The 12370-nt window shown below is 62.6% G+C and carries 10 protein-coding genes; 8 read left to right on the forward strand and 2 right to left on the reverse strand.

Annotated elements, in window-relative coordinates; translation table 11 throughout:
• Position 1 precedes the first annotated feature (1 nt).
• Complete coding sequence (locus NKI38_RS21070; RefSeq protein ID WP_352660181.1) at positions 2 to 451, forward strand: hypothetical protein; 450 nt, start codon at positions 2 to 4, stop codon at positions 449 to 451.
• 73 nt (positions 452 to 524) lie between these two features.
• Positions 525 to 1604 (forward strand): glycosyltransferase, encoded by a 1080-nt coding sequence (locus NKI38_RS21075; protein ID WP_352660183.1) that lies wholly within the window; start codon positions 525 to 527, stop codon positions 1602 to 1604.
• A 10-nt stretch (positions 1605 to 1614) separates the two neighbouring features.
• Here NKI38_RS21075 and NKI38_RS21080 read toward each other — a convergent pair whose 3' ends face one another.
• Entirely contained in the window at positions 1615 to 2637 is a 1023-nt protein-coding gene (locus NKI38_RS21080) for a phosphoribosyltransferase family protein (RefSeq protein ID WP_352660185.1), read from the reverse strand.
• A gap of 53 nt (positions 2638 to 2690) precedes the next feature.
• Entirely contained in the window at positions 2691 to 4187 is a 1497-nt protein-coding gene (locus tag NKI38_RS21085; protein ID WP_352660187.1) for a lipopolysaccharide biosynthesis protein, read from the reverse strand.
• Between the two features lie 183 nt (positions 4188 to 4370).
• Between NKI38_RS21085 and NKI38_RS21090 the strand changes: the two genes are divergently transcribed.
• From NKI38_RS21090 to NKI38_RS21115, 6 genes are all read left to right on the forward strand, one after another.
• The gene (locus tag NKI38_RS21090) at positions 4371 to 5543 is read left to right on the forward strand and encodes a glycosyltransferase (protein ID WP_352660189.1); all 1173 of its coding nucleotides are present in this window, start codon (positions 4371 to 4373) and stop codon (positions 5541 to 5543) included.
• Positions 5544 to 5577: 34 nt separating this feature from the next.
• Positions 5578 to 6573, forward strand: coding sequence for a glycosyltransferase family 2 protein (locus NKI38_RS21095; protein WP_352660191.1), 996 nt, complete (start codon positions 5578 to 5580; stop codon positions 6571 to 6573).
• Positions 6573 to 7523, forward strand: a complete 951-nt coding sequence (locus NKI38_RS21100; RefSeq protein WP_352660193.1) for a glycosyltransferase family 2 protein — start codon at positions 6573 to 6575, stop codon at positions 7521 to 7523. The genes NKI38_RS21095 and NKI38_RS21100 overlap by 1 nt, the downstream gene beginning before the upstream one ends.
• Entirely contained in the window at positions 7513 to 8463 is a 951-nt protein-coding gene (locus tag NKI38_RS21105; RefSeq protein WP_352660195.1) for a glycosyltransferase family 2 protein, read from the forward strand. Before NKI38_RS21100 ends, NKI38_RS21105 begins: the two co-directional genes overlap by 11 nt.
• A 74-nt stretch (positions 8464 to 8537) precedes the next feature.
• Positions 8538 to 9434 carry a UTP--glucose-1-phosphate uridylyltransferase gene (locus NKI38_RS21110; protein ID WP_352628149.1) on the forward strand — a complete coding sequence of 299 codons (897 nt, stop codon included), beginning with the start codon at positions 8538 to 8540 and terminating at the stop codon, positions 9432 to 9434.
• A 235-nt stretch (positions 9435 to 9669) separates the two neighbouring features.
• On the forward strand, positions 9670 to 12057 hold the full coding sequence (locus NKI38_RS21115; protein ID WP_352660196.1) for a polysaccharide biosynthesis tyrosine autokinase: 2388 nt from the start codon (positions 9670 to 9672) through the stop codon (positions 12055 to 12057).
• Positions 12058 to 12370 lie beyond the last annotated feature (313 nt).

Raw genomic sequence — 12370 nt, forward strand, 5'->3', positions numbered from 1 at the left:
GATGATCGAAATTTCCAGACGCTCGGCACTGGCCGTCATGGCCGGAGGAGTGGTTTCGACAGGGGTCGCCTACGCCGCCGTTTCCTCGTTCTCGGACGAGGATCTGGTGCGCGTCACGCTCGAAAAATACCTTGGCAGACTGAACATCCGCATCGAGCACCTGCAGCAGTTCGTGCTGGAGTTCCGCAACCGCAATCCGTGGATATTTCCAAGCCAGAAGCTGAGCGATGCCGTTACTCTGGTGGAGGAGCTCAAACTGGGCGTCGCGCGCCGCCTGCTGCCCCAGCAGAAGCGGGAAGATCTGGCGCATTTCGACCGCTGGGTCATCGCCGAGTTCCATATGCTGACGGACTATGCCTGGCGCAGTTCGCCCAACGACCCGATCCGGTTTACCGGCTGGCAATCCTGCACCAATCCCTTCGCGAATCTGGAGCCACCGAAACTTGCCTGACGTCGAAGCGAGGCGGCGGACTTTGCCTGTTGCCTCCGAGCGAAGAATACGAGATGCGACAAGGAGCCCGATCATGAAAGTTCTTTTTGCAGGCGGCAACGGCTACCCACCCGAGTTCAGTGGCGGCGTGCAGTCGAGCACGCACCATCTGGCTGAACAGCTGATCGAACATGGGCATGAAGCCGCTGTGCTCGCCGCTTTGTTCGGCGATGGTGTCTTCGGCTTCAAGGCGCGCGCCAAGATGAAGCTGCTGCGACAGCCGGCGGTCATCGACAGCTATCCCGGCTATCCCGTTGTGCGGGCCTGGTTTCCCTGGGAAGCGGCGGCCTTTGCGGTCGACAGGCTGAAGCCGGATGTGGCCGTCGTCCAGTGTCACAAATCGGTTCCGATCGGCAAGGCGCTGCAGGCGGAAGGCGTGCCTCTGGTCGTCTATCTCAGGAATGTCGAGTTCCACGAACTGGGCGGCGATCTGCGCGAATTGCACTCGGCGGTCTACATCGCCAATTCCGAGTTTACTGCGCGCACCTACAGACAAGAGTTCGGCATCGAGGCGGCGGTGATCCCGCCGACCATCAACCCGGCGCATTACTCAACGCCGACGACCGGCCAGTTCGTCACGCTTATCAATCCCTATGAGGAAAAGGGATTTGAGCTTGCGGTGCGCATCGCCGGCGCCTGCCGCGAAATCCCCTTCCTGTTCGTCGAAAGCTGGAAGCTGGACGACGATCATCGGACGCGGATCGAGCAGGCGATCGCACCCTCGGGCAATGTCGTGCTGGAGAGCCGCACCAGCGACATGAAGACCGTCTATGGCCGCACCAAGATCCTGCTTGCTCCCAGCAAATGGGAAGAGGCCTGGGGCCGCGTTGCGTCGGAGGCCCATTGCAGCGGAATCCCCGTTGTCGGCTCGCGGCGCGGCGGCCTGCCCGAGGCGATCGGCTCGGGCGGCGTGGTGCTCGACTATGATGCTCCACTTGCCGACTGGGTCGCGGCCGTCAGGCGGCTGTGGAACGACAACCAGGAATATGACCGGCTCTCAGGGCTCGCGCGCAGCTTCGCCGGGCGTCCGGAACTCGATCCTGATCGCCAGTTCATGACCTTCTTCTCGATACTCGACAGGGCCGTGCAGCAGCGCGCGCGGCAGGCCGCATAGGCGCTTTGGATCAAGCCAGGCGTTTGACGCGATTTTTCAGCGTCTCGTAACCACGGGCGCCCAGCAGAGCTCGGGCAATGGTCTTGGCGGTACTCTTGCGGCCCTCTTGCGAGTTGATCTGCCGCAGCCTTGCCGGCAGGTTGCGAGCTGCCTGGCCGAGTGCCGGCAGCGACAGCGTGTCTGGAAAGCTGACCATGTGCGTTTCGACGCACAGCACTGGCTTGCCGGACAGTTCGGTGATCCTCAGCGCTTGTTCATGCTCGCTCTCGATGAACAGGATCGCATCGGATTTGCGGTAGAAATCTGCCTTGAAACTGCCATGCGCGCCAAGCCGTTGCCGTTCCGCCTTGCTCGGCAGATCGAGCATGATCAGCTTGTCGTATCTGATTTCGTGCTTGGCGAGCCATGCCTCGGTGAGCGCGCGATATTTCTCCAGCCGGCTGGTGACCAACCAGCCGATCTTGTGGGTCGCGACATGGAGCGGCCGCGCTTCGCTGAGGAATTTCTCGTAGGCCGGCCCGTCGTCGTTTTCCGCCTCGGTCGGATCGAGACACAGCACGCCGTCAATATCGACGCAGCATTGCGCCAGGAATTTGTGATGCATGAAGTTCCATTGGAACATGCGCGGATGCGGCACGACCTCGAAGACGAGGTCGGTTTCCTGGTGCTGCGGCTGCAGGCCGAATACGGCGGCAAAGGTGAAATCGGCCTTGATGCCGGCAGTCTCTATGCGGGCGCGTGCGTCGCGCATAGCGTTGCCGCCGGCGACGCTGTCGTCAATCACCAGCACCTTGCGCATCTCGGAGACCTTGCGGTCGAGAGCGGCGCGGCGCTTGGTGACGCCCGATGTGTAGATCCGCCCAGACAGGAAGCTGTCGAGATCGGTCATGGGAATGTTGGCCGCAAGGCTGACCAGCGTTGCCGCCAGCACGCCGCTTCTGGGAACGCCGACGACCAGGTCGATGTCACGCGGCAGCCGGTGCAGGCCTCTGACAATGGCGTCGTTCATATCGGAGATCGATCGGTAGTGCATGGGTTCAGACCTGGTCCTGGAGGGTATGTCCGTAGCTGTCGAAAGCGCCCAAATTATTGCGCTTCGCGCGGCGCTGCCGCGGGCAGCCTTGCCGGCAGCATCTTGAAAGCCTCGCGCAGGGCTTCGCGACCGGAGGCGAATGCCAGTGCGATGACGATGGTGATGAGGTAAGCGAGCACGGCGCCGCTGGCCAGGGCAACGACTTGCTGCTGCGGCAGCAGCGGCTTGATGAACCAGATCGCGGCCAGCGCCAGATGGGCGCCAAGCACGAACGGCATTGCCGCGCGAAGCACATGGTGCGCCTGCAGCGGTCCGCTCTTGCCGACATAGAGCCACAGGAACGGCGTCCGCAGATACTCGCTGATCGCGTAGGCTATCGCCACGCCCAGCGCGCCATAGGGCAGGCCGAGCATGAAGGCCAGCACCGATGTCACCGCCGTTACGATGCCCCAGCGCATGAAATCGCCGGAGCGGCCCTGGCTGACAAAAAGCCATCCCGCCGGATTGTTGAGCGGCTGCAGCAGTCCGGCAAAGCCGAGTGCCAGGAAAATCGATGCGCTTGCGCGCCATTGCTCGCCGAGCACGAAGGGGATCAGTACATCCGACATCGCGGTGGCGAAGGCGACGCCGGGAAGCGCCACCAGCAGGATCAGCGGCATGACGCGCAGATAGGCGCTGCGGTAGCGGTCCGGCTCGTCCTTCAGCCTGGAAAGCGCTGGAACCATGACCTTCGACAGCGGATTGGTGATCTGGCTCAGCGGAAACAAAAGCAGCTTGTAGGCGCGGTCATAGAGGCCGAGCTGCGCCTCGCCCCAGTATTTGCCGATCAGCACGTTGTCGAGGTTGCGGGCAAAGAAATTGGCGAAGTTGAAGCCGGTGATGCCGGCGCCGAAATTGATCAATTCGCTGATGCCGGCGACCTTGCGCGGCAGGCCCGGACGCCAGCGCGAGCTCGCCCAGTAGCAGAGCGTCGGCAGCACGGCACCGGTCAGCGTGCCGGCAAACAGCGCCCAATAAGAGCGGTCGATGAAGGTCCAGGCGATCGACACCGCGAGCCCGGCGATGGCGCTGGCGACGTCGATGACGGCCAGCCGGCCGAACTGCATGCGGCGCGTCAAGAGCGCCAGATGCTGCGCACCCAGCCCATAGGCCATGATCTGCAAGCCAAATGCGGCCACTAGGCCGGCTACGCGCGGCTCGCCATAGAAGGCGGCGACCAGCGGCGCGGCACCGGCAAGCACGCAGGCCAGGATCGCGCTGACGGCGACATTGATCCAGAAGAGGTAGTTCACCTCCTCATGCCGGATGCCGCTTTTCTGGATTGTCGCCTGGGTCAGGCCGAAATCCTGGAACAGCGCGATGAAGGCCAGCACCGGCGCGCACATCGCCACGACACCGAAATCCTGTGGCGACAACAGCCGCGACAGCACGATGACGGACAGGATCTGGGTCGCGACCCGCACCGATTGCGCCATGGCCGTGACAACTGCGCCGCGCCCAACCGATTTGCGCAAAGAGCCTTCTGGCGGATCAAATGCATTGGCTTCCAAATTCAGGATTCCTGATTTTTTGCGCGGATTCCGAACTCGAAAATCCACGCCCGCCGCCGACCACAAACTACGACAATAATTTTGCAGTGCAACAGAAAACGTGGATCGGTGCACCAAAAATGTTGCGATGCAGCAAGAGGTGTACTAGCATTCCCACGGGTGGGCCAACAGCGGTCGAGTTTCATGCTGCATGTCTTGTACCTTGTGCACGACGTTTCCGACCCGGCCGTGCGCCGGCGGATCACGATGCTCAGGGCAGGTGGGGCCCAGGTCACCTTGGCCGGCTTCCGTCGCACCACGAATCCGATTGCGGATGTCGAGGGATTGCGGCCGATCGACCTTGGCGCGACGCGTGACGGGCGATTCGGCCAGCGCCTCGCGGCGGTCGCCAAGGCGGCTCTGTCGATCGGCTCGAAGCTTGGCGGCATGCCGAGGCCCGATCTCATCATCGCGCGCAACCTGGAAATGCTGGCGCTCGCCCGCCGCGCCCGGTCAGCCTTCGGTGCGTCGGTCCCGATCGTATACGAATGCCTCGACATTCATCGCCTTGTGCTGCGCAACGATGTCCTGGGCAAGGCGCTGCGCGCCACGGAACGCTTTCTGGCCAGGGATGTGAAGCTGCTGGTGACCAGTTCGCCGGCCTTCATCGCCAATTATTTCAAGCCGTTCGGCCAGGTCGCGGCACCCATCGAGCTGGTCGAAAACAAGTATTTCGAGGCCGCGGCGATCTTGCCCGGCGCCCCCGAGGCCTTGGAGAGTCCGGTCGGCCCGCCATGGCGGATCGGCTGGTTCGGCGCCTTGCGCTGCCGCCGTTCGCTCGAACTGCTGGCCGATTTCTCCCGCCGCATGGAGGGACGATTCGAGATCGTGCTGCGCGGCCGTCCGGCTTTGTCCGAATTCCCGGATTTCCATGGCTTCGTCGAAGCCGAACCATGGCTGTCGTTTCGCGGGCCGTACCGCAACCCGGAGGACATGGCGGCGATTTATAACGACGTCCATTTTTCCTGGGCGATCGACTTTTTCGAAGCAGGGCAGAACTCCGAATGGCTTCTGCCAAACCGGCTCTATGAAGGCTGCCGTTTCGGCGCCGTGCCGATCTCGATGGGCAACACCGAGACCGGGCGGTTCCTCAAACAGCAGGATATCGGCGTGCTATTGCCGCAGGCGTCGCCCGAGGCGCTCGAAGCTGCGCTAGGCAAGATGGAGGAGCATCGCTTCGCCAGGCTGAAGGGGCGTGTTCTGGCCCGCAATCCGAGGACCTGGAGCTACGATCGCAGCGATTGCCGGGCGCTTGTCGAACGGCTGCGCAGCCTGACCGCAGTGCCCGGCCCCTTTGCAGCCGAGGCATTGGCATAGGATGGCCAGAGATGGACAGAGGCAAGATGGACTGATGACGCAGACCGAGAAAACATCATCCAGCCTGATCGTCATCCCATGCCTGAACGAAGCCGCCCATATCGGCGCGCTGCTCGATCAATTGCGACCCGCTGCAGCCAGGCTTGACGCCAGGATCATCGTCGCCGATGGCGGCAGCACCGACGGCACGCTGGCCATCGTCCAGGACATCGTTGCGAAGGACCAGCGCGTTATCCTGCTTCACAATGAGCGGCGCATCCAGAGTGCGGCGATCAATCTCGCCGTCGGCACGTTCGGTGAGGGTGCCGACTATCTCATCCGCATCGATGCACATGGCGGCTATCCCGACGACTATTGCGACCGGCTGGTCGAGGAGGCATTGGCCACCGGAGCGGATTCGGTTGTCGTTTCGATGCTGACCAGCGGCAGCAGCACCGTGCAGAAGGCGGCCGCCGCGGCACAGAACTCCAAGCTCGGCACCGGCGGCTCGAAGCATCGGCACCTTTCGGGGGGAGAGTGGATCGACCACGGCCATCACGCGCTGATGCGGATATCGGCCTTCGGTTCCGTCGGTGGTTATGACGAGACGTTCAGCCACAACGAAGATGCAGAACTCGATTACCGGCTGAGACAAGCCGGCTACAAGATTTGGATGAGCGGCAAGACGCAGATGATCTACTATCCGCGCGCCTCGCTCTCCGGCCTCTATTTCCAGTATCTTGGCTATGGCCGCGGCCGTGCCAAGAACGTGCTGAAGCACCGCGTCATCCCGAAAGTCCGGCAGATGGTGCCGCTGCTGGTGTTTCCGGTCGTGCTGCTGGCGGTCTTGTCTTTCGTGTACTGGCTGGCGGCGGTGCCGTTGCTGATCTGGGCATCGGTGTGCCTGGGCTATGGTCTGTGGACGGCCATCCGCCAGCGCAATGCGGATATCGCGCTTGCCGGCGTTTCGGCGATGGTCATGCATCTGGGCTGGTCGGTCGGCTTCTGGCTGCAGCTTCTCGGCCTCGGCTCGCGGCGCGGGGTGGCGTGATGTCGATGCAGGCCAAGAACCGCAGCATCGACATCGGCGTCTGCACGTTCCGGCGACAGGAACTGGCCGACACGCTGCGCTCGCTCGACGCCATGGATATGCCGGCGGGATTCGATATCCGCATCATCGTCGCCGACAATGACGACACCCCGACCGCTCGCGACCTGGTGGCGGCGCTGTCGCGGGAATTGACGGTGCCGATCCACTATCAACATGCCCCGGCGCGCAACATTTCGATCGCTCGCAACGCCTGCCTCGACGCCAGTACGGCGGATTTCGTCGCCTTCATCGACGACGACGAGACCGCCACGCCTGCATGGCTCGCCGAACTGGTCGCGATGGCTGAAGCCAGCGGTGCCGCCGCCGTGCTCGGCCCTGTCAGGGCGCTCTATCGCCAGGATGCACCGGACTGGATGCGGCGCGGCGACTTCCATTCGACCTTGCCCGTCTGGGTGCGCGGCGAGATCCAGACCGGCTACACCTGCAACGTTCTGCTGCGGATGGGATCGGACAGCCTGCGCGGCCGCCGTTTCAGCCTGGCGCGCGGCCAGACCGGTGGCGAAGACACCGAATTCTTCGACCAGATGCACAAGGCCGGCGGCCGTATCGCCTTTTCGCCCGAGGCCTGGGTCGACGAGGTGGTGCCGCGCTCAAGGGCGGCATTCGACTGGCTCGGCCGCCGCCGCTTCCGCGTTGGGCAGACGCATGGCCATCTTCTGGGCAGTAGCGCCAGCGGCATCGGTCTGGTCAAGCAGGTCGGGCTGGCGTCGGCAAAGGCCCTCTATTGCTTCGCTTCGGCACTTCCGGTCGTCATCAGTCCGGTCCGCAGGAACCGAAGCGTGCTGCGCGGCATTATGCATGTCGGCGTCGTCAGTGGCCTTGTCGGCATCCGCGAAATCCGCCTTTACGGCCAGCCTTCGCCACAGGAAGGGGGCAAGCGTGCAGCCTGATGTGAGCTTCGTGATTGCCGCCTACAACGCCGAGGCGACCCTCGACCGGGCGATCGCCAGCGCCATCGCCCAAAAAAACGTCAGCGTTGAAATCATCGTTGTCGACGACAAGTCGCGCGACGCGACGCTCGACGTGGCGCGAGCCTACCCGCAGGATATCGTCCGCGTCGTCGCCCTGGCCAGCAATCGCGGCCCTGGCGGCGCCAGGAATGCAGGCCTCGATGCCGCCCGAGGCAGATGGATCGCGGTTCTCGATTCCGATGACGCGGTCTTTCCCGGCCGGCTCGCCGCAATGATCGCTCGTGCTGAAAAAGCAGGTGCCCAGATGGCCGTCGACAATCTGCAAGTCATTCGTGAGGACGGTGTCGTCGAGGACGCGATGTTCCCGCGGCATTATCTGGAAGGCTTGCGCGAAATTTCGCTGGCCACCTACATCGCCGGCAACGTCGTCTTCGAATCGAAGTTCAATCTCGGCTACCTCAAGCCGATCTTCCAGCGCGAGTTCCTGAACGAGAACCAGCTTCGTTATGATGAAAAACTGAGGATCGGCGAAGACTACATCCTGTTTGCCGGCGCCCTGGCCAAGGGCGGCAAATGCGTGGTCGAACCTGATATCGGCTATGCCTACCATATCCGCAGCGGCTCCATCTCGCGCGTGCTCGAGCTTCACCACGTCGAAGCGATGCTCAGGGCAGATGCGGTGTTCGCTCAAACCCATCAGATGGATGAGGCCGCGCAGGCCGCCTTCGCTCGACGCGGCCGCAGCCTGCGCAAGGCCGCGTCGTTCCTGTCGATGGTTCAGCACATCAAGGCGCGGTCCCCGCTAAAGGCGATCTGGACAGCGCTCAGCGACCCGGCGGCGGTCAGGCATATGGGCATGCCGATCGCGGTGCGGTTCCGAAGAATGGCGGCACAGTTTGCCGTTGGGGCGGGGAGGTGAAGATGCAGGCACATGGAGGGTTTTTTCATGGCCTGCGAATGGACTGAAGTCGATCTCCTCAGAAGGAATTTGCGATGAAGAAAATCAGGAAGGCCGTGATACCGGTGGCGGGGCTTGGAACACGGTTCCTGCCGGCGACCAAGTCGATGCCGAAGGAAATGCTTCCCGTCGTCGACAGGCCTGTAGTGCAATATGCGGTGGATGAGGCTTTCGAGGCGGGCATCGAGCACATCGTGTTCGTGACCGGTCGCAACAAGGCGGTGATCGAGGACTATTTCGACCTGCATCCGGAACTGATCGGAACTCTGGAGCAGACCGGCAAGAAGGCGCAATTGCAGTCGCTGGAAAGCCTTTTGCCGGTGGCCGGTGCCACCAGCTTCATCCGCCAGCAATCGCCGCAAGGCCTCGGCCATGCCGTCTGGTGCGCGCGCGAGGTTATCGGCAACGAGCCCTTCGCCTTGCTGCTGCCGGACATGGTCTCCTTCGGCGGGCGCGGATGCCTGGCCGAAACCGTCGACCTTTATGAGCGCACCGGTGGCAATGTCATCGCCGTCGAGCGTTGTGACCCGAGCGAGACCAACAAATACGGCATCGTTGGCCGTGGCGCCGAAATCGGCGGCGGCTTCGAGGTGACGGCCATGGTTGAAAAGCCGGCGCCGGCCAATGCGCCGTCGAATTTCTACATCAACGGGCGCTACATCCTGCAGCCCGAGATCTTCGCGCTTCTGGGCAATCAGCAGCGCGGCGCCGGCAACGAGATCCAGCTGACGGACGCCATGGTCCGTCTGTCGACGGATCAGCCCTTCTTCGCCCAGCCTTTCAAGGGCCGCATGTTCGACTGCGGTTCCAAGGAAGGGTTCATCCAGGCCAATATCGCCTTCGCGTTGGCGCGCGACGACATGAAGGGCCCGGTTTTCGAGATGCTTCAGGAGTTCGTCCGGTCGCATGAACGCCAGGAAGAAGCCGCATAATGCCCATTTTTCGGGAGCATCTTCAGATGGCTGGCGAAGAGGGGCCGACAGGCCCTCGCCGCCTGGCACGACGCGTGCATCGATTCTGGCGATGCTCCCGATCTTCGAGGGGCCTGCAAGCCAAAGCATGATCCCGGAAAGTGGCCCCCGGTTTCCGGCAAAGATCATGCTTAAACAGTGAGATAGAGCCCATTGCGATCAGTCGAATGGGACCGGCTCTAGAATTGGACCGAAGATGAATTATGCCAACTTTCCTCTCGACAAGAGGATGCCATTGCCGAATTCGGACGCAGGAGACGGCGAAGACTTCATCGATATCGAGCGGCTGCTTGGCATGGCTGCGCGGCAGGCCAAGGTGGTTGCCGTGTGCGCTGTCATCGGTCTCTTCCTGGGCGTGCTCTATTTGCAGACGACGCCGCCCAAATATCAGTCGGTCGCGAGCGTGCTGATCGACGAGGGCTTGAACAAGATTGTCGACGATATCTCGGCGGCGTCGACAACCATGCAGACCGATTCCGCCATCCTGAGCCAGATCGAAATCCTGACCTCGACGCGGCTTGCCTCGGTCGTGGTCGACAAGCTGAAGCTCGACCAGAACGATGCGTTTATGAATCCGCCCGTATCGGCTCTGGCGAAGGGCGTCGGTTTTGTCCGAAGCGTGATCCAGTATGTCCGCCCCAGCCCTTCCATGCCGGGCGTTGGCGACATCAGCAAGCTCGATCCCGCCGCCCGCGACGCGCTGATCGCGACGTCGCGTCGCGACTACGCGATCCTCAAGCTGCAGTACGAGATGCAGGCAGAGCGCGTCGGCCGAAGCTATGTCATCTCGCTTGGCTATCAGGCGACGGATCCGGCCCTGGCGAATGCGGTCACCAAGGCCTATGCCGATGCCTATCTCGCCGATCAGCTCGATGCCAGCTTCGACGCCACCGAGCGGGCGGCGGTCTGGCTGCAGGGCCGGTTGACCGAACTGCGCCAGAGTTCCCAGGCAGCTTCGCTCGCGGTCGAGAAATTCCGGGCCGAACACGGGCTTGCCGCCAACAGCGATGGCCAGCTGATGAGCGACAAGCAGCTCTCCGATCTCAACGCCCAGCTCATCGTCGCGCAGGCCGACACCGCGCGCGCCAGCGCCCGCTACCAGCAGTACAAGGCGATTGTCGACAGCGGCTCCGACAATGCCTTCAAGGATGCCGCCATATCGAGCGACCAGCCGAGCAGCTCGGTCATCGCGGCGCTCAAGACCCGTTACCTGACGGTGGCCAAGCGGCTGCAGGATGTCGAGGCGAATTTCGGTCCCGAGCATCCGCAGGCGGTGGCGCTCGCCAAGGAGAAGGCCGACATATCGACGCAAATTTTCGGCGAACTGAAACAACTGACCGAAAGCTATCGCAACGAATATGAAGTGGCGCAGGCGCGCGAGACCGCGCTCAGGGCCAATGTCGCGGCCGCACAAGGCAAGAGTTCCGTCGACAACCAGACGCAAGTCAAGCTGCGTGAACTCGATCAGCAGGCGACGGCACTCACCACGCTCTATCAGACATTCCTCGGCCGCTATGAGGAAGCCGCGCAGCAGCAGTCCTTCCCTGTCGGCAAGATCCGCATCATCTCGGACGCCTCGATGCCGCTTACCGCGTCAAGCCCGCGTACGATTATCGTGCTCGGACTTTCGCTGGTTCTTGGCACGCTGATGGGCGCCGGCTTCGGCGGCCTGAACGAGTTCAACGAACGGTTCTTCAGGACGGGCGAGGATGTGCGCGACCGCGTCGGCCTGAAATTCCTCGGCTATCTGCCGACGATCGGCGGCAAGCTCGGCAAGGAAGAAAAGCCGGGCGAGACCAAGATGGATACCAAGATCGCCAAATCGCTGTCGGCGGCGGAAAAGCGGGCGCGCATGCGGGTCAGCATCGATTCGCCTGCCTCGATGTTCTCCGAAACGCTGCGCAGCGCCAAGATCGCCTTCGACGTCGTGTTGGAAGGGCAAGGCAGCCGCGTCATCGGCGTCATCTCGGTGCTTCCCGGCGAGGGCAAGTCGACGATCGCGGCAAATCTCGCCGGCTTGCTTGCCGCCAACGGCGCCAAGACGCTGCTGATCGACGGCGACCTGCGCAATCCCGGCCTCAGCCGAGGCCTCGGCATGGAAGCCGAGCAAGGCTTGATGGAGGCGGTGGTCAGCGGCCAGACCTGGCAGTCCGTCGGAAAGATCGACAGGCAGACGAAGCTGGCGATCATCCCGGCAGCGCTGCGCGGCAACTTCTCGCATACCAGCGAACTTCTTTCCTCGGCCGGCATGCGGCGCTTCATCGAGAACGCCAAGGAGACGTTCGAATACATCGTCGTCGATCTGCCGCCACTCGGACCGGTGGTCGACGCCAAGGCCTTCGCGCCGCTGGTCGACGGCTTTGTGCTCGTCACCGAATGGGGCCGCACGCCGCGCGCGATGGTCAGGTCGATGCTGGAATCCGAGCCCTATGTCGCCAACAAGATCGTTGGCGCGGTGCTGAACAAGGTCGATCTGAAGAAGCTGGCCAAATACGGATCGTTCGGCGGCTCGGAAAAATTCTTCGATAAATACTCGAGCTACTATCTGGAAAAGTCGGAAGTGCGCAGCAAGGCGCCGGTCTGATACCCCATTGCTCGGGCAGGTCCTTTTTTCTCCACGCATTGCGTTGAGACGGGGTCAGTCGACGCGCTTTAAGTCTTTGTTCTTAAGCATGTCGTTGCGCCAAAGCCGCGACATGCCTTGGAGCAGGTCGGCTTCAGGCGGAGCAGCCTGCTCCGCTCATCGGTGAATCCTGATGGCAATCAGCCGCCCACCCTGGATGGCGGCAGTGTCAAGCCTGGTTCGTCGACCGTGAACTATCCGCAAGCCGTTGATCTGGCATGTTGATTGAGGCGGATAGCGGCTTTTGGATTGCAGGATTAGCGGTTTATGGGGG

This window comes from Mesorhizobium sp. M0621, from assembly GCF_040320745.1.
GTDB lineage: Bacteria > Pseudomonadota > Alphaproteobacteria > Rhizobiales > Rhizobiaceae > Mesorhizobium.